This is a genomic window from Chthoniobacter sp. (assembly GCF_040003245.1).
In the GTDB taxonomy this organism is placed as follows: Bacteria; Verrucomicrobiota; Verrucomicrobiia; order Chthoniobacterales; family Chthoniobacteraceae; genus Chthoniobacter.
The window spans coordinates 1-18,738 of the sequence record NZ_JBDUCX010000130.1 but is presented as its reverse complement, the minus strand read 5'-3'; the positions used below and the strand labels follow the sequence as shown (position 1 = coordinate 18,738).

Below are 18,738 nucleotides of genomic sequence, written 5' to 3'. Positions count from 1 at the left end.
GGATTGCATGTGCCGCGGCGCGCGCCGGGCCTCTACCACGAACTGACCGCGCATCCCGAGGCCGCCTTGCAAGATCCCCTCATCGCGATCGATTGGGTGAGCCTCTGGGCGATGGCGGTGAACGAGGAGAACGCCGGCGGCGGACGCGTCGTCACCGCGCCAACCAATGGCGCGGCGGGCATTCTTCCCGCGGTCCTGCATTTTCTCGTCCGCACCCACGGCATCACCGATGAAGACAAGCTCGTGCGCTTTCTCCTCACCGCCGGGGCCATCGGCATCCTTTACAAGCTGAACGCCTCGATCTCCGGTGCGGAGGTCGGTTGCCAGGGCGAAGTTGGCGTCGCCTGCTCCATGGCCGCCGCCGCGCTTTGCGAAGCGCTCGGCGGCACCGTGCCGCAGGTCGAGAACGCCGCGGAGATCGGCATGGAGCACAATCTCGGCCTCACCTGCGATCCCGTGGGCGGTCTCGTGCAAGTGCCCTGCATCGAGCGCAACGCCATGGGCGCCGTCAAGGCCATCAACGCCGCGCGCCTCGCCCTGCGCGGCGACGGCACGCACCGCGTCTCGCTCGATCATGTCATCGCCACCATGCGCCAGACCGGCGCCGACATGAGCACCAAGTACAAGGAAACCTCCCGTGGCGGCCTCGCCGTGAACGTGACGGAGTGCTGACGCCTCCGTCTTCATCCTTCATCCTTCATCCTTCCACCGCTACCTTGGTCGGATTGATCGGCGGCGCGACGTGGCCTCCCAGCTTCCGGACCCGCTCGACAAAATCGGAGGTCCCGCCGGGACCGTCGCCAGTCGATTTTTCATCCCACACGAGGAACGCGTGAATGTGTTGCGGCGAATCCGCCAGGGCGCGGGCTGTTTCGACGATCCAAAGATTGTTGCGCGCATGCACCCCGACTCCCTCGCGGTCCGCTCCCAGGTGCTCGTGCTGAAAGAACCGCCCCACATGGGCACGGCCGGACAGGGCACGGAAGCGTGCCTCCCAGTCGCTGCCCGGCAGTCGCACGGACTCATCGAGGAACTCCTCTTCCGGAAGCGGCAGGAGCAGCCAGACTTCTGCTCCCGCATCCGCGCAGAGCTCCGCGAAGAGCAAATCTCCCCCACGGGCCGCTCCGGTGATCGCCAGGTCGCCATTTCCGATTTTCAAAGCCTGTAACTGCTCGGCCAGCCGCTTTCTCACTACTTTCTCTTTCGCGGGAGGAAATCGCGGTTGCGGCCGATTCGGAGCATCGATCAGGTGACCGCTGAAAACAAGGATCCGCTGCGGCGGCTTCGCGGGCGCAGCCGGAGGCGGATACTCGGGATTGATTGGGGAAGGCATGGTAATGAGCATCTCTTAATTCAATTCTCTCCGGAAGGGCTTCCTGGCCGCCTCGACTTCATACCCTCCGAACGCTTCGTAATCGGATGACAGGGTCCCTTACTCATGGAGGAAAGGCTCGCGACCCGCCGGCGAAAACTCAAGGTCGATTCCGACCCTCGTTACGCATTTGCGTAGCTGGCCCACAGGGGCAATCCTGCTAATAGATGCCTCTTCCAGGGCATAACCCTGCATCGTTCTCTGACCATGCGTTTTCGTCGTTCCCTCCTTTCCCCACATCGCCTTGCCACCACCCTGGTGGCTGGCCTCCTCTCCGTCGCCTTTGGGCAGGCCGTGGGCGCCGATGCGGAGAAGCTGCAATTCAACCGCGATATCCGCCCGATCCTCTCGGACAAATGCTTCGCCTGCCATGGCATCGACGCCAAAAAGCGCGAAGCAAAACTGCGACTCGATCTCGTCGAGGGCGCGCTCAAACCGAACGAAGACGGCGACACACCCATCAAGCCCGGCGACCTCGCGAAGAGCGAAGTCTGGCAGCGTATCATTAGCGACGACAAGGACGACATGATGCCGCCTCCCAAGTCGCACAAGACGCTGACCGCCGAACAAAAGCAGACGATCAAGCACTGGATCGAGCAAGGGGCGCCGTATCAAAAGCATTGGGCTTTCGAAGCGCCCGTGAAGTCACCGCTACCGGACATCGGCGATCAGAAGGCGTTGGCGAAAAATCCGATCGACGCCTTCATCATTGCCAGGCTGCAAAAGGAAGGCTTGAAAATCTCGCCCGAAGCCGACCGCGCCACACTCATCCGCCGCGTCACCTTCGACCTCACCGGCCTGCCGCCGACACCCGCCGAGGTCGACGCCTTTGTCGCCGATCCATCGCCCGACGCCTACGACAAGGTGGTCACGCGCCTGCTCGCCTCGCCGCACTACGGCGAGCACATGGCGCACTACTGGCTCGACGAGGCGCGCTACGGCGACACCCACGGGCTGCACCTCGACAACGAGCGCTCCATGTGGCCCTACCGCGACTGGGTCATCGGCGCCTATAATCGCAACCTGCCCTTCGATCAGTTCACCATCGAGCAACTCGCCGGTGATCTCCTGCCCAACGCCACCCGCGACCAGATCATCGCCAGCGGCTTCAACCGCTGCAACGTCACGACCAGCGAAGGCGGCTCGATCGACGCCGAATACGTCTTCCGCTACGCCGTCGATCGCACCGCCACCACCGTTAATACCTGGCTCGGTCTCACCGCGCAATGCGCCGTCTGCCACGACCACAAGTTCGACCCCATCTCGCAAAAGGAATTCTACCAGCTCTACTCTTTCTTCCACAGCGCCGCCGATCCCGCGATGGATGGCAACAAGCTGCTCACCCCGCCCATCCTCAAGCTCAGCGACGCCGAGCAGGAAAAGAAACTCGCCGACTACGAGGCGAAGATCGCCGGCACCCAAAAGCAGATCAACGAGGCGCTCGCCACGATTGACTACACCGATCCCGCCACGATCCAGCCGACCCCACCCATCGAGGAAACCGAGAGCGTGTGGTTCGACGACGATTTCCCCGCTGGCGCCAAGCCGGAAGTCGCCGGCGATCCGATCAAATGGGTCACCGCCGACGAAGGTCCCGTCTTCAGCGGCAAGCGCGCGCTCAAGCGCACCGGGAAAGGCGTGGTCCAGGATTATTACGGCGGCGGCGCCGCGCCGCTCGAAGTGCCGCCCGGCGGGAAGTTGTTCGCCTACGTCTATCTGGAGCCCACCGATTCGCCCAAGGCCATCATGCTGCAATATCACAAGGGCGATTGGCTGCATCGCGCCGTGTGGGGCGATTACGAAGCCATCCAGTTTGGCCAGGCCAACACCACGGAGCGGGTGAACATGGGTGCCCTGCCCAACACCGGCATCTGGACGCGCCTGGAGTTCAACGCGGAAAAGGTCGGCCTCAAGCCCGGCGATCTCATCACCGGCCTCGCCTACACGCAATTCGGCGGCACCGTCTATTGGGACAAAGCCGGCGTCACCGGTCGTAAGGATCCCGCTGCCGACGCCACGCTCTCCCAACTCGTGTGGGAGAAAAAGCACGACGGCAAGAACACCCCCGAGCTGCCGGCGGACATCAACAAAATCTTCCGCGGCATCAAGCGCACGGACCGCAACGCCGCGCAGCAAAAGCAGCTGCGCGATTATTTCATCGTCAATGTCCTCGCCACCGCCAAGCCGACTTTCGACCCGCTAAATAACGAACTCGCCAAGCTCAAAAAAGATCGCGACGCGCTCGACGGCAACATCCCCGCGACACTCGTGATGAACGACATGCCGCAGCCGCGCGACAGCTTCATCATGATCCGCGGCCAGTACGACAAGCCCGGCGAACAGGTCCATTCCAACGTCCCGTCGATGTTCCCGCCGCTGCCCAACACGCAAAACCCTACGCGCCTCGACTTCGCCCGCTGGCTGGTCGCCCCGGAAAATCCACTCACCGCGCGCGTCACCGTGAACCGCCTCTGGCAGCAATTCTTCGGCTATGGCCTCGTCAAGACTTCCGCCGATTTCGGTTCGCAGGGCGAGCCGCCGAGTCATCCTGAATTACTCGACTGGCTGGCCGTGACCTTCCGCGAATCCGGCTGGGACACGAAGGCCTTCATCCGCGGCATTGTCACTTCCGCCACCTACCGGCAGTCCTCCGCCGCGACGCCCGAACTCTGGAAACGCGACCCGGAAAACCGCCTCCTCGCGCGCGGCCCCCGCTTCCGTTTCGACGCCGAGGTCATCCGCGACAATGCCCTTTACGTCAGCGGCCTGCTCAAGGACCAGCTCGGCGGCAAAGGCGTGAAGACCTATCAGCCACCGAACATCTGGGAGCCCGTCGGCTTCGGCGGCAGCAACACGCGCTTTTACAAGCAGGACACCGGCGACGCACTCTACCGCCGCAGCATCTACACCTTCATCAAGCGCACCGCGCCCGCCCCGTACATGACCACGTTCGACGCCCCCTCGCGCGAGCAATTCTGCACCCGCCGCGAACGCAGCGACACCCCGCTCCAGGCGCTCCAGCTCATGAACGACGTGCAGCACTTCGAAGCCGCGCGCGCCCTCGCCGGCCGCATCCTCACCGAAGGCGGAGACGCCACGCCTGCCCGCCTCGCCTGGGCCTTCCGCACCGTCGTCGGACGCCGCCCCACCGACCACGAGACCATCATCGTCTGGGGTGCCCTGGAAAAGCACCTCGCCCGCTACCAGAAAGATCCGGAAGCCGCCAAGGCGGCCGTCCACAACGGCGAATCCACCCCGCCCGCCAATCTTTCCGAACCCGAGCTCGCCGCCTGGACGCTCGTCGCCAACCTGCTGCTCAACCTCGATGAAACGGTTACGAAGAATTGAAGTGCTTAGTACTTAGTTCCTAGTTTTTAGTCGTCCTTCTTCGTCCGCTATGAATGAGAAAACGCTGCCCTTTGCCCGGAGTTTTCGGGATCTAATTGTATATCAGCGACAGCGGCAATTGGCGCGCCAGATCTTCGACGTCAGCAAATCCTTTCCCGGTGAGGAGGCATTCTCGCTGACCGATCAGGTCCGACGGTCCTCGCGCTCCATCGGCGCACCGATCGCTGAAGCGTGGGCCAAGCGCGACTATGAACGGCATTTCCTCAGCAAACTCACCGACGCGGATGCCGAGCAAAACGAAACCCAGCACTGGATAGAGACCGCTCAGGACTGCGCCTATCTAAACGCCAAACAAGTAACCGAACTCCTCGCTCTATGCGACGAAATCGGCCGCATGATTCGCTCCATGAAATCTCACTCCGCCGACTTCTGTCCCAACGAAAGCACCCGCCTCAAGGAAACCCCCGAATTCTTCACGGCACCACTAAGCACTGAGAACTAAGTACTAAGCACTCCCTGCCATGGACCCACTCTTCGCTCACGATCTTTTACAAACGCGCCGCCAGTTCTTCGGCCACTCCGGCCTTCGCCTCGGTGGGCTGGCCCTTGCCAGTATGCTTGGGCGCGCCAACGCCGCGACCTCTGCGAACAGCGCTATCTCCGCCGCTGCCGCCGAAGCCGGGCGCATTCATCCGGCTCTCGCCGGCTTCCCGCACTTCGCGCCGAAGGCCAAGCGCCTGATCTACCTGCACATGAACGGCGCGCCTTCGCAGCTCGACCTGTTCGATTACAAGCCAAAGCTCGCCGAGCAGTTCGACAAGGACCTGCCCGATTCCATCCGCAACGGCCAGCGCATCACCACCATGACCAGTGGTCAGACGCGCCTGCCCATCGCGCCGACGATGTTCAAGTTCGAGCAGCACGGCAAATGCGGTATGTGGGTCAGCGAACTGCTGCCGAAAATCTCGGAGATTGTCGACGACATCGCACTCATCAAGACGGTCAACACCACCGCCATCAATCACGACCCGGCCTGCACTTTCGTCATGACCGGCAGCGAAGTGCCCGGCAAAGCCAGCCTCGGCTCGTGGCTCTCCTACGGCCTCGGCAGCGAGAGCAACGACCTCCCCGCCTTCGTCGTCCTTACGCCCACGTGGTCCGCGAAAGCCAACGCCCAGGCGCTCTTCACCCGCATGTGGTCGAGCGGCTTCCTCTCCACCAATCACACCGGCGTCGCCCTGCGCGCCGTCGGCGACCCCGTGCTCTTCGTCCAGAACCCGCCCGGGGTGGACACCGGGGACCGCCGCACCATGCTCGATGCGCTCGGCCAGCTCAATGAGCTGAATTTCCAGCGCTTCGCCGACCCGGAAATCCACACCCGCATCTCGCAATACGAAATGGCCTTCCGCATGCAGCGCTCGGTCCCCGAGCTCACCGATCTCACGGGGGAAGACCCCGCCACGCTCGAGCTGTACGGCCCCGAAGTGAAAAAGCCCGGCACCTTCGCCGCCAGCGCGATCCTCGCCCGGCGTCTCGCCGAGCGCGGCGTCCGCGTCGTCCAGGTCCTCCATCGCGGTTGGGACCAGCACGGCAGCCTGCCCAGCGACATCCGCCTCCAATGCGGCGACGTCGACCAGGCCACCGCCGCCCTCGTCAAGGACCTCAAGCAGCGCGGCATGTTGGAAGACACGCTCGTCGTCTGGGGCGGCGAATTCGGCCGTACCGTCTATTCCCAAGGCACCCTCACCAAGTCCAACTACGGCCGCGACCATCACCCGCGCAATTTCTGCATGTGGATGGCCGGCGGCGGCGTGAAGCCCGGCCTCGTCTACGGCGAGACCGACGAGTTCTCCTACAACGCCGTCGAAAACCCCGTGAGCCTCTACGACCTCAACGCCACGATCCTGCACTGCATGGGCATCGACCACGCGCGTTTCACCTACAAGTTCCAAGGCCTCGACCAGCGCCTCACCGGCGTCGAACCGGCGAAGGTGGTGAAGGACATCCTGGCGTAGCAATGTCGTAAATTTCCGGGCAGTCCCAAACGAGGGACCACCTCGCATCGCGCAACATCATCCCTTTTGGTCGAATTCCCATCGCAAGTTCAGGCCGCGTCTCACTGTAGCCAGAAATTCCTTTTCGTTCTTGGAAAGTCGTGCACTTCGGCGTGACGCCATTCGCACATACGCCCGGCCTGCTTCGCGATATGCCATCCCATGCTTCGTCCAGAATGTGGTCGCCTCCAGGCGGTGACCGGCACTGATCCTTTCTTCGGCATATTTCGTCCAATCACCTCCAGGTGGCGATGCGAGGATAAACGCCTGCCGAAAGAGATCGCGGATCTTCCGCGCGCTCCATCGCTGCTTTCCGGCGGGAAGCTTTGCTCCCGGAGTCGCACTCACCGTGAGATCAAAGTCTTCTTCGAAACTGGCCAGTGAGAACAGATACAGACTCCCTTCGGGGTCCAGACGCATTGCTTCCTTATAGTTCTTCTCCGCCTCCTCGGCGTGTTTGAGGCGCACCTGCCAGTCGAGACCGGTCACTTTCGAAATCCGGTCATTACGAAGCTGATCGAAATAGTCGTCCCGAATCCGAAACCAGCGGTCCTTGATCTTTTGCCAGCGGGCTTGCGGGATCAGCTTGGGAAGACCTAACACTTTGGAAGCATAGCGGTCTGCCACTTCCATATCGTCCCCGCCGTCCTCACGAGCAGGAGGATTATCATTCGGCACCACGATCGTATCCTCTCCTGAAGGATTGACTAGAAGGGAAGGGACAGGAAACGGTCCGGCGCCTCGCTTAAACGCCAGATGATGAATTCGTCCCAAGACATAATAGCTTTCCGGCTTTTCAGGATGTTTCGCCGCATAGTTTTCCGCATGCTGCAGCAACTGATCCAAGGGCACAAAATCGGGCGGCGGTATCCGCGTGGCAAAGGTAGAAACATCAGTCAGCCAAAAGACACAACTTGCCATGAGCAGCGTCCGCCAAAAGCTCATACCGAGACTCTCAAATACAATTCTAGCCATACCTCATGTCTCAGGGCGCTACTTCGCCACCGGCTTCCGCGGGGTGAGCGTAAACGTGTACCAGCGCGTGCCCGGCTCCAGGTCCGGAATCGCGATCGCGAGTTCGAAATCCTTCATGTAGACGGAAATGCTGCCGCGCTGCTCGACACCAGTGCCATCGAACTTCTCCGCCACGGCGACGAGTTTGAAATCGAAATTCAGCGACGGGATGTCCATCGCCAGGGTGTCGCTCTTGTCCCGGCCGCGATCCTCGTGCTGCTTTTTCCAATGAGGCACCCACGGCTTCCCGTTGGTGTAGGTCGGTTCATTGAGGCGGCTTTGCCGGCCCGGCTTGGCATTTTCGCCGTTCTTCCAATAGATTCCGTTCTTCTTGATCCGCAGTTCCGAGGGCCCATCCACCCAGGCCTTGATCGTGAGTTCGGTCGGCTCGATCGCCACGGCACGAGGCCGGTTGCACAGGCCGAGGATGACGGCCAGAACGATCCACTGGAGGATTTTCATGACGTGGTTCATGGATCGATAGGAGAGCTGGCACGCGCCAGCGGCATTGAACTACACCTACCGACTCGCCCTCAAGGTCGCGCTTTGCTCATTGATGACCCGGATCTTTTCCCGCAAGGCCGCGATTTCATTGTTGATTCGCTCGGCCTCGGGCGACTTCCGGGGATTCTTCACCGTGAGCGTGCGGAGTTCCGCGTGCTCCCGACCGATCTGCAATTCCAGGAGCTGCCTCTGCTTGTCCAATTCCTTGAGTTGAGCCGTCACGGGATCGACGGTGGTCGTGTGCACCGTCGTCGTTTCCCGCACCGTCTGGCTGCCACCGGGGCCGGTCGTGACGGTGGAAAAAGTGGTGCTGCGGGCACCCGGGGGAAGCGGCGTGCCGGAACCCGCGGATGCCGCCGGCTGCATCGCCGCCAGCGCATTTTTTACCGCCGCCTGCGAGGCCGCATCCTTCCCCGCTACCTGCTGCGCGATGCGCAAATCGTTCGTCATCTGGTCGGGGCGCGGCGCGATTTTTTCCCCATCCGGAGTCGCGAATCCCGCACCCACCCGGACCACCTTGGTGCCGGGCGGATAGCCGATGATTCCATCCTTCTTCTCCACATTGACCTTCTCGGTCAGGAAAAAGACGCCTTCCGGCGCAAAATGGTTTGGTTCTGGAGTCGCCACGGGGGCGGGCGCAAGAGCCGTGGGCGTGGGCGTTGTCGCCCCGCGCAATTCTGGTTCCGGCGACGATGGCGCCTCGGAAGTTTGAGGCGCTTTTCCACAAGCGCCGGCCAGGATGACAGTCAGTGTGCCAAGCAGAATATTTCTCTTCATGGGGTGAACGGGAAATGGAGTTGAGGGGGCAGTCTTTTGCGTGCAGTGATATACTATGCCCTGTTAAACGTAGCAAGATTCGCTACGCATTACGGCGGGCAGACACTACGACATACCACCCACTTGACAGCCGTGGTATGGTGCTTTGAACACAGCGTGGCGATCGGGCGGAAGATACGGATTCGAGTAGAGAGGTGTTCCCACAGACCGATGATTAACGATTCTTATCAACGACCGTTTCTCGGCTCCCTCGGCAGGGCCACCGGGACCTGCGATCCAGGGCAGTCGTGCCTGATCGTGCCTAATCGACTCTCAATTTTTTTCGCGCTCAGCGGGAACCGGCAAACAAAAAAAACTCCCATTTGCCCCAAGGCTGCTTGCCAGAGTAGACCCGACCCGTTCCGGCCAGTTCCGACCTTTGAATTTCAACTCATCGTGCACCCAACCACGGGCTCTTCCGGGACAACCTTGGGGAGGATGGTGCGTTCCGGACAAACCGGTTCACGACCGCGCTCCGACCTCATCCCGCAAAGAGCCACCAGAGTAAACGCGGCGAGTTCCGACCAGTTTCGGCTAGTTCCGACCGTTCACGTCATAACCGGAAACGGCCCTCGCCTGTCCTCACGCCCCCGATAAACATACTCACCTCCCCATGACCTTCTGCGCACCCTTCATCCGCATCGCCGCCCTTTCGTTTTGCCTCGCCGGACCGGTCCTAGCCGAGCCCGCGTTCAAGGTCACGGTCGATACGACCAAGGCGCCGGAGTGCGCGGCATTTGCGGAGAAGAGCAAGGCGCTGGTCGAGGAGTGGTATCCGAAGATCAATGAGATCCTCTTCGACAAAGGGCACCCGCTGCCCGCCAGGGAGATCACGCTCATTTTCGAGCCGATGAAGGGCGTGGCCAATACGGGTAAAAACGTGATGCGCATTTCCGCCGAATGGGTGACGAAGAAAGCGCCGAACGACTACGGCATGGTCGTCCACGAATTGACGCACGTGGTGCAGGACTACCAGGGGAAGGGCGAGGGCTGGCTGACCGAAGGCATCGCCGATTACATTCGCGACCGCCACTTCGAGCCGGGCGTGCGCCATCACAAGATCGATCCCGACAAGAGCAGCTACCGCCAGGCCTACGGCACGGCGGCGACTTTCCTCATCTGGCTCGAGGAGCACAAGGACAAGGACATCGTGCGCCGGCTCAACATCGCCTCGCACGACGGCAAGTATTCGCCCGCGCTCTTCGCGCAATACTGCGGCGCCGACCTCGATACTTTGTGGAAGGAATTTGCCGAAACCTACCGCCCACGGTGATGGTGGGCGGTGAATCCCGCGTGACCCGACGATGAAAATTGCCTTCGATCCCGATCTCATTGAGCGCGCGATCCTCCTCGCGCGGGATTTGCAGCAGCGCGCCAGCGCCTTGCAAACTTCCGCCGAGCGCCGCCAGCAAGCGGAGCTGGATCGCATGCTCCAGCTACCGGAAGACAAAGCGACGCTCGTCCAGCTCACCGATCGCGCCTTCCGTTCGCATTCGCCGGAGCGCGTCGCCGAGCAATTCACGCACATCCTCGATGTGCAGGGCGTACCGCGCTTTTTCAGTCCCATCGATCGCGCGCTCCTGCGCGGCTTTCAGACGTTCGGCGGCTGGCTGCCCGGCGTCGCGGTGCCGCTGGTCAAGGAGCACATGCAACATGAGACGGCGAATGTCGTCCTACCCGCGGAGCCCGACGTGCTGGGCGAACATCTGCGCGCGCGCCAGGACGAAGGCGTGCGCATGAACGTCAATTTCCTCGGCGAAGCGCTGCTCGGCGAAGAAGAAGCCCGCCGTCGCATGAGCGGCTATCTCGAAGCGCTGCAAGCGCCGGACATCGAGTGCCTCTCGGTCAAAATCTCCACGATCGATTCGCAAATCTCCGCCGTGGCCCGCGCCCACACCGTCGGCGCGCTGTGCGACCGGCTCGAACCCCTCTACCGCGCGGCGGCCGGCGCCACTTTCACGCGCGACGGACGCAGCGTGCCGAAGTTCCTCTACCTCGACATGGAGGAGTACCGCGACCTGCGCCTCACCGCTGAGGCCTTCATGCGCACGCTCGCACGGCCCGGCCTGGAAAAGGTCAGCGCGGGCCTGGCGTTGCAGGCCTACGTGCCCGACTCCGCGCGCGTGCTGCGCGAACTCACCACCTGGGCACACCAGCGGGTTGCCGGCGGCGGCAGCCCGATCACCGTGCGCATCGTCAAAGGCGCCAACATGGAAATGGAGCGCGTCGAAGCCTCGCTGCGCGGCTGGCCGCAGGCGCCGTTCAAGACCAAGGCGGAGACCGACGCGAACTACAAGCGCATGCTCACCGAGGCGATCACGCCGCAGAATCTCGCCGCCGTGCGCATCGGCGTCGCCTCGCACAATCTCTTCGATCTCGCCTACGGCCTCGTGCTCGCCGACGCCGCTCAGGCCGGCGACCGCGTGCAATTCGAGATGCTGGAGGGCATGGCTAATCACCAGCGCCGCGCGCTCTTCGAGCACTCGCGCAATTTGCTCCTCTACGCGCCCGCCTGTCGCAAGGAAGACTTCCTCAACGCCATCGGCTACCTCATTCGCCGCCTCGACGAGAACACCGGCCCCGACAATTTCCTGCGCCACGCCTTCCGGCTGCGCGTCGGCACCGACGAATGGAACACCCTCGAGCGCGGCTTCCGTGAGGCGTTCCACCTCGGCATCTCCGACGCCCCGCGCCGCACGCAAAACCGTCTTGTGCCGCACACGGAATCGCCGCACGAGGAAGCGCCTTGGATGGAGTTCGTGAACGAGCCCGACACGGACTTCGCGCTGCCGCAGAATTCGGATTGGGCGGCGCAACTCGTGCGGCTTCGCGCAGACCTGCCGCGCATCCCGCTGCTGATCGCCGGGCAAAGCATCCGGAATCGCGAGACCCGTCCCTGCCTCGATCCCTCGCGTCCCGGCGTCAAGCTCTGCGACTACGCCCTCGCCACGAGCGACGACGTCGACCGCGCGGCCGCTACCGCGTGCGTCGACCCGGCGGGCTGGCGGGCGCTCGCGCATCGATCGCGTTCCGCGATCCTCAGCCAGGTCGCCACGGAACTGCGCAAAGCGCGCGGCGACTTGCTGTGGGCGGCGCTGGCCAACGGCGGCAAAACGCTCCTCGAATCCGATCCCGAAGTTTCCGAGGCCATTGATTTCGTGGAGTTCTACCGCGCGGCGGCACGCGAGTTCTTTGAGCTGCCCTCCGTCAACACACGTGGACTCGGCGTCGTGGTCGTGGTGCCACCGTGGAATTTTCCCATCGCCATCCCCTGCGGCGGAATTGCCGCCGCCCTTGCTGCGGGCAACACCGTGATCCTCAAGCCCGCGAGCGATACCGTGCTCGTGGCGTGGGAACTTTGCCAATGTTTCTGGCGCGGCGGCGTCCCGCGCGAGGTTTTGCAATTCGTCCCCTGCCCCGGCAGCGGCCCTGGCCAGCAACTCGTCACGCATCCCAAGGTGGACGCCGTGATTCTCACCGGCGGCACGGACACCGCGCTCCGGCTGTTGCGCGCGCGCCCGAATCTGCCGCTCTTCGCCGAGACTGGCGGCAAGAACGCCACCATCATCGCCGCGCTCGCCGACCGCGAGCAGGCGATCAAGCACGTGCTGCATTCCGCCTTCAGCCACAGCGGCCAGAAATGTTCGGCGACCTCGCTGCTCCTGCTCGAGGCGGAAGTCTACGACGACCCGCAGTTCAAGCGCCTGCTCATCGATGCCGTGAGCAGCCTGCCCGTCGGTTCCGCGTGGGAATTGCCCACGAAGATCGGGCCGCTCATCCGTCCACCTGGCGGCGATCTCTTGCGCGCGCTCACGACGCTCGAACCCGGCGAATCGTGGGCCGTCGAGCCACGGCAGATCGGGGACAACCCGCATCTCTGGTCGCCCGGCGTGAAGTGGGACGTGCCGCCCGGCGGCGTGACGCATCTCACGGAGTTCTTCGGTCCGCTGCTCGGCGTGATGCGCTTTACGAAACTCAGCGAAGCCATCGCCCTCGTGAATGCCACCGGCTACGGCCTCACCTCGGGGCTCGAATCGCTCGACGAACGCGAGCAAACCGAATGGCGCGAAAACATTCGGGCCGGTAATCTCTACGTCAATCGCGCGACGACCGGCGCCATTGTCCTGCGCCAGCCCTTCGGCGGGATGGGCAAGTCCTGCTTCGGACCCGGCCTCAAGGCGGGCGGCCCCAACTACGTCGCGCAATTGCTGTCCTTCACCGAACGCCCGGCCGCCACGAACAGCCGCCTCGTCCAGCAGCCGCGGCTGCGCGATCTGCAGGAGCGGCTCCTCGCCGTGGAGATCGACGCCCCGGCCGGCGAAGTCACGCGCGTGCTCGCCGCGATCAGTAATTACGACCGGTGGATGCGCGAGGAATTCGGCCAGGCGCACGATCATTTCCGCCTGCTCGGCGAGGACAACCTGCGGCGCTACCGGCCGTTGCGCGAAGTCCGCATCCGCGTGCACGCCGATGACTCCTTGTTTGAAATCTTCGCCCGCGCCTGCGCCGCGCAAGCGGCCGGCTGCCGCGCGCTCGTCAGCGCGCCGCCGGATCTCCACTCGAAAGCGGTGCAAACCCTCGATGATTTCACCGACGCGTGGGCCGGTGCGATCGAGTTCCTCGAGGAGACGGACGAGCAACTGGCCACGGCCATTCGCCATGGCGAATTCGAGCGGGTGCGCTTTGCCGCACCGGATCGTGTGCCGCCTGCGATACGCGCCGCCGCCGCGGAAGCATTCGTCTACCTCGCGGATGGTCCGGTCTTGGGCGAAGGGCGCGTCGAGTTGCTGTGGTATCTCCGTGAGCAGAGCATCAGCGATGACTATCACCGTTACGGCAACCTCGGCGCCCGCAGCGAAGAGCGCCGGGCGGAGCCTCTCTAGAACTGGAAGTAAATGAACGGTTTGTACTTTACCGGCACGAAGAGCAAAGCGACCGCCACGCCGATCCCGAGCAGGATCGCACAGGCCCAGTCCGGCAGCCGCCGCCACCAAGTCCCGATCATGCGCTGCGAATTCAGCCAGTGCACCAGCGCGAGCAAGGCCAGGATGCCGAGACATTCCACGCTGAAGTCCGTCTTGCCGCGACCGCCGGTGAAGGTGAAGGCTTTCAACGCCGCCCAGGCATTGTGCAGGCCGGTCGCCTCCAGCAGGTGGGTCTTCTCGTTGTAAGTCGGCGCGGCGCGGAAGAAAATCCACGTCACGCACACCCAATAGAACGTGAGCGGCACCGCCAGGATCGCGAGGACGCGGCGGAAGACGGCGCCCGCGTTTTCCGTGAGGCGCGTCCATTCGCGATGCACGATCAGCGCCGCTCCATGGAGACCGCCCCAGATCACGAAATTCCACGAGGCGCCGTGCCACAGGCCCCCGAGCAGCATGGTGAGCATGAGGTTGCGATAGGTGAAGAGCTTCGAGCCGCGATTGCCGCCGAGCGAGATGTAGAGGTAATCGCGCAGCCAGGTACTGAGCGAGATGTGCCAGCGCCGCCAGAACTCGGTGATGCTGGACGAGAAGTAGGGGAAATCGAAATTGAGCGTGAGCTCGTAGCCGAGCAATCGCGCGGTCGCGATGGCCATGTCGGTGTAGCCACTGAAGTCGCAATAGATCTGCACGGCATAGAAGAACACCCCGAGCAGCGCGCCGGCGTGGTTGTACTTCTCCGGAGCGGCGAAAAATTGATCGGCAAACTGCGAGGCAAACTCCGAGACGCAGGCCTTCTTCACAAAGCCGATGAAGAAGAGCGTCGCGCAACCACGCACGTCCACGTTGGCCCAGACCCGCTTCTCAAAGACCTGGGGGAGAAAGGTCATCGCGCGCACGATCGGCCCGGCGACCAGCTGCGGGAAGAACGAGATGAAGAAAGCGAGATCGAGGAAACGCCGCACCGGCTCCAGTCGCCGGCGGTAGACATCGATGGAATAACTCATCGACTGAAAGGTGTAGAAGCTCACGCCGTAGGGCAGGATGATATTGAGCGTGTGCAGCGAGGTGTGCAGCCCCACCCAATCGAGAAACCCCGAGGCGCTGGAGAGGAAGAAATTGAAATACTTGAAGACGCACAGGACGCCGAGGTTCGCCACGAGGCTGGCCAGCAACCACTGCTTGCGCCGCGTCTCGGACGACGCGCCCGCGATGCCCAGGCCCACCGCGTAATCCATGCAGGTCGAGCCCCATAGCACCGCCGGAAACCACCAACCCGCGGGCAACTGCGACCACTCGCCATGCGTGAGGTGTGCGCAGAAGGTGGTGGGCTCCCCGATGAAGAAACACGCGTAGAAAAAATGGCTGGAAAACAGCAGCCACCATTTGCGCGCCGTGTTGCTCCGCAGCGCCCAGTGCACGCCAAACACCACCGCAAAGAAAAAGAGAAAACGAAATTCTACAAAGAGCATGCTAATGAAAAGCCAGCGGAGGAAGGCAAAGTCTGCCGATCAACCTATCGGGATGGCAACCCCCTTGTGTGTTCGCTAAACCACAGCGCCAGTTCCCGGGTGTACAATGCGGAGCCGGCCAGATTGAGGTGCGTCCCATCCTTGCGATTTGCCGGGTCGTACAATTCGGGATACTTCTCGGGCTCGGAGAGATCGACGAGCGCCACGCTTTCCAGCAGGCGCGTCGGCCAAAACTGGGTCCGACCCACCGCCGGCGCCAGGAACAGGATGGGTTCAATACCCTCCGCCCGCAATTGCTCGATCGATCTCCGCAGCGACGCTTCCGCCACGGGATCCTCCACGTGGCGGCGTGAAATCGCGCGCAGGGCCGCGAAATCTCTCTGATACTCGGTCAACTGTCGGTCGTTCATCGCCTGCGCCCCGCCGGGATTGACCCAGCCGTCGCCTTTCGATCCGCCGCCTTCAAATTTGGACCGTTTCCTCCCACCGTTCAGGTGCGCCGTCATCAATTCCGCCCCACGCCCGAAATTGGTGGCTCTCCGGATAAAGGCCGCAAAGTTGTTCGACCAGTCCGCGAGCCACTGCATCAACAGGTCGCCTCGCTTCCAGACCGAGCCAGCGTACTGCCAGTCAGCCCCCTGGAATCCCATCACAGTCCGCCTCGTGCACAGCCACATCCGCCGCGAATCGTGCCAATAATCCATCCGCCCAGTCCCGGCGAGCAGCATGTCAAATCGCTCCCCAAAACTCGTGAGTTCGATGAATGCCCAGCGCAACCGGCGATGGGGACGTTGCAGTATCTGGTCGATGACATACCCATCTTCCGGCGGAAACATCGCCGCGATCCCCGCGTTACCCGACCGCACCGGGTGGCCGCTTTCCGCCGCGGCCTGGTCGAAAATCGACGGCATGAACTGGTGCTGCACGCGGCTCGATCCGATGACCAGCACATCAAACTCATCACCGTGCCGGGCCAGCCAGTCCATTTTGGGACGAACAACGGGCACGTCCGGAAACGGCAGGCTGCGCCCAATGCCGAAGCACGCCAGTCCGAGACTCATCACAAAGCAAAAGGCACAAACCAGGGAATGCAGCAGATTGCGCGGTTCGCTCCTTGGGACCGATGCCGTGTTTCCCATCAACAAACGGGGCAAAAAATCGGAACGAACGAACCGCCCGAGACCAGGCACGGCGCAATTGCCGATCCGGCGGCCATGACTCCAGCGGTGAATGAGGTGGCGGGCATCGCGCAAAAATAGCGATCCCATTTCGGCGAAACAATCAAATTGGACCGCGCCGGGGACGGCGTCGCCCCGCCGATCATGGTCCTCCGTGTTTTTGCGCCAGTTCCGCCAGACGTTGTGCGAGCAGGTCGGTAAACTCGCGCGCCCCCGCCTCGTTCAGATGGCCCGGATCGTAGTGCAATGCCGGCAGATACAGTCGTGGATACTGGACGGGATCATCGAACTTCCAGACGGTGATGCCGGCGAGCAGTCCGGTGGACAGATGCTCCTCCACGCGCACGGTCGGCGGGAGGACGAACACCGGCTCCGCGCCCGCCCGCCGCAGCTCGCCGGCGATCTCCTGCACCGCCGCCGCGAAACCCGGGCGCACGCGTCCGTCCCCTGCCGTCTGCTGGAACGCCCGGATCTTTTGCTCGTAATCCGCGCGCGCGCTTTCGCTCCATTCGCCATTTTCTTCCGGGTCGAAACCGCGCCGTTTGATCCAGCCCGTGTCCCCTTTTTTCTTCGCCGGAAAATAGCGCTGCTGCAGCCATTCCGCACCGCGACCGAGATGGGCCATGCGTTGCAGGAAAAGGCGCGCATGCTCAGCGAAGAGTGTCAGCTTCTCTCCGGCGGGCAACGCCGATTCCGCGATCAGCCGCCAGGCCATCGCCGTGTCTTTCGCATCGTGCCAATAGACCGAGCGGGCCGTCGTCGCCTGCCCTTCCGCCTGCCCAAAGCGGTAGTCCATCAACTCGATGACCACCCAGCGAAGCTGGCGCGGATGCAAAGCGAGAACCTGCCGCAAATAGTAATAACTCTCCGGCGGCCACATGCCGGAGTAACCGAGATTGAAGGAATGCGTCTTCACACCCTCCGCCGCCGTCCCAGCATCGAACTGCTGCGGGATGACCTGATGGCGAATGCGGCTCGAGCCAATGAAGACGGTGTCGAACTCATCCTTGCGCCCGGCAAAGTAGCGGAAGCGCGGCGAGATCTCCGGCACCGCTGGAAACGGCAGCCGCCCATCGACGAGCCAGGCAGTGACCGCTGCCGCCGTGAAGAAGCACGCGCCGAGCACCATCGCGCGAAGCATGGGGGAGGATGAACCCGGTGGTTTCACGGCGTCCTGGCCCTTTGTTTCGCCAGCTCCACGAAGCGCCGCGCCAGCGCGCCACTGAAGAGTTCCGCGCCGGCGGTATTGACGTGATCCACATCGATCCGTCGTTCCGGGGTGAACAGGTCGGCATTTTGCCGCACATCGGTAAAGTCGAAGATCTGCAATTCCCGCTCCCTATCTTCGGTGGGAAAGAAGTTCTGCTCGAACGTGGTCGGCGGAATGACCAGCACGGGTACGGCACCGGCCTGGGTGATCGCCGCCAGGAGTTGCTCCAGCGCGGACTGGCTGACCGCATCGCCCCGCTCCTTGCCCGCGGGCTTGGCCAGCCGCTCCGCGGACGACCGCCCGTATTTCTCCCGGGCCTCCACGGTCATCTGCTGGCGGTCACGGCCGGCGGAAACCCAACCGTCACCGTTGTCTCCCAGATTGCGCTTCGCACTGCGGCGATCGGTGCGCACGCGCACCCAACCGTCCAGCACGGGGCTTCCGCTGCCGAGATTGACCGTCCGCATGAGCCAGTGACGCGCGTGGCCGGAAAGTTTGTCCGCCAACGCACTCCAGATTTCATACTTCGCGCCCCAGGTCGCAGCTTGGTTCTGCTCCAGTCGCGCCTGCGTCTCGACGGCCTGTCCCCACAAACGGCGGGCAATCAGGCGCAGCCGGGCTGTGTCGTGCCAGTAGCTGAACCGCACCGTGGCCTCGCGATCCAAGCCCGTGCCGAGCCGCTGGAGTTCCACGAAAACCCAGCGCAAGCGGCCATGCGGACGCTGCAGGATCTCGTCGAACAGATAAGCATCTTCCGGCGAACCCATGCCCGCGACCCCGGCATTGAAAGACTTCACCCGCACCCCGCTCTCCCCCGCCACAACCCCCGCCTCCCCATCCCGCTCCAG

Annotated in this window: 14 protein-coding genes; 6 read left to right on the top strand and 8 right to left on the bottom strand. The window is 63.1% G+C overall.

The genetic code is table 11. The features are described 5' to 3' along the window. On the top strand, window positions 1-672 hold a 672-nt coding region (locus ABJF10_RS17940), incomplete at its 5' end, for an L-serine ammonia-lyase (protein ID WP_348545970.1). A gap of 25 nt (window positions 673-697) precedes the next feature. Here ABJF10_RS17940 and ABJF10_RS17935 read toward each other — a convergent pair. Continuing rightward, window positions 698-1,333 (bottom strand): hypothetical protein, encoded by a 636-nt coding sequence (locus ABJF10_RS17935; protein ID WP_348545969.1) that lies wholly within the window; start codon window positions 1,331-1,333, stop codon window positions 698-700. A 246-nt stretch (window positions 1,334-1,579) separates the two neighbouring features. Between ABJF10_RS17935 and ABJF10_RS17930 the strand changes: the two genes are divergently transcribed. From ABJF10_RS17930 to ABJF10_RS17920, 3 genes are read left to right on the top strand one after another with little or no spacing between them, the layout of a single operon-like run. Beyond that, window positions 1,580-4,720, top strand: coding sequence for a PSD1 and planctomycete cytochrome C domain-containing protein (locus ABJF10_RS17930; protein ID WP_348545968.1), 3,141 nt, complete (start codon window positions 1,580-1,582; stop codon window positions 4,718-4,720). A 49-nt stretch (window positions 4,721-4,769) separates the two neighbouring features. Continuing rightward, complete coding sequence (locus ABJF10_RS17925) at window positions 4,770-5,222, top strand: four helix bundle protein (protein ID WP_348545967.1); 453 nt, start codon at window positions 4,770-4,772, stop codon at window positions 5,220-5,222. Window positions 5,223-5,241: 19 nt separating this feature from the next. Beyond that, the gene (locus ABJF10_RS17920; protein WP_348545966.1) at window positions 5,242-6,735 is read left to right on the top strand and encodes a DUF1501 domain-containing protein; all 1,494 of its coding nucleotides are present in this window, start codon (window positions 5,242-5,244) and stop codon (window positions 6,733-6,735) included. 57 nt (window positions 6,736-6,792) lie between these two features. Here ABJF10_RS17920 and ABJF10_RS17915 read toward each other — a convergent pair whose 3' ends face one another. The 3 genes from ABJF10_RS17915 to ABJF10_RS17905 are packed head-to-tail and all read right to left on the bottom strand — an operon-like array spanning window position 6,793 to window position 9,069. Beyond that, window positions 6,793-7,719 (bottom strand): hypothetical protein, encoded by a 927-nt coding sequence (locus ABJF10_RS17915; protein ID WP_348545965.1) that lies wholly within the window; start codon window positions 7,717-7,719, stop codon window positions 6,793-6,795. 48 nt (window positions 7,720-7,767) lie between these two features. Beyond that, window positions 7,768-8,250 (bottom strand): hypothetical protein, encoded by a 483-nt coding sequence (locus ABJF10_RS17910; protein WP_348545964.1) that lies wholly within the window; start codon window positions 8,248-8,250, stop codon window positions 7,768-7,770. 57 nt (window positions 8,251-8,307) lie between these two features. Further along, window positions 8,308-9,069, bottom strand: coding sequence for a hypothetical protein (locus tag ABJF10_RS17905; RefSeq protein WP_348545963.1), 762 nt, complete (start codon window positions 9,067-9,069; stop codon window positions 8,308-8,310). A gap of 652 nt (window positions 9,070-9,721) precedes the next feature. Here ABJF10_RS17905 and ABJF10_RS17900 point away from each other — a divergent pair. Then, on the top strand, window positions 9,722-10,381 hold the full coding sequence (locus ABJF10_RS17900; protein WP_348545962.1) for a basic secretory protein-like protein: 660 nt from the start codon (window positions 9,722-9,724) through the stop codon (window positions 10,379-10,381). A 31-nt stretch (window positions 10,382-10,412) separates the two neighbouring features. Then, the gene (locus ABJF10_RS17895) at window positions 10,413-13,991 is read left to right on the top strand and encodes a proline dehydrogenase family protein (protein WP_348545961.1); all 3,579 of its coding nucleotides are present in this window, start codon (window positions 10,413-10,415) and stop codon (window positions 13,989-13,991) included. Here ABJF10_RS17895 and ABJF10_RS17890 read toward each other — a convergent pair. From ABJF10_RS17890 to ABJF10_RS17875, 4 genes are all read right to left on the bottom strand, one after another. Further along, window positions 13,988-15,502 (bottom strand): MBOAT family O-acyltransferase, encoded by a 1,515-nt coding sequence (locus ABJF10_RS17890; protein ID WP_348545960.1) that lies wholly within the window; start codon window positions 15,500-15,502, stop codon window positions 13,988-13,990. The two genes, ABJF10_RS17895 and ABJF10_RS17890, sit on opposite strands and share 4 nt — an antisense overlap. A gap of 44 nt (window positions 15,503-15,546) precedes the next feature. Next, window positions 15,547-16,563, bottom strand: coding sequence for a hypothetical protein (locus ABJF10_RS17885; RefSeq protein ID WP_348545959.1), 1,017 nt, complete (start codon window positions 16,561-16,563; stop codon window positions 15,547-15,549). Window positions 16,564-16,822: 259 nt separating this feature from the next. Beyond that, on the bottom strand, window positions 16,823-17,821 hold the full coding sequence (locus ABJF10_RS17880) for a hypothetical protein (RefSeq protein WP_348545958.1): 999 nt from the start codon (window positions 17,819-17,821) through the stop codon (window positions 16,823-16,825). 23 nt (window positions 17,822-17,844) lie between these two features. Next, window positions 17,845-18,738: hypothetical protein (locus ABJF10_RS17875; RefSeq protein ID WP_348545957.1), on the bottom strand; the 894-nt coding region annotated here is incomplete at its 5' end.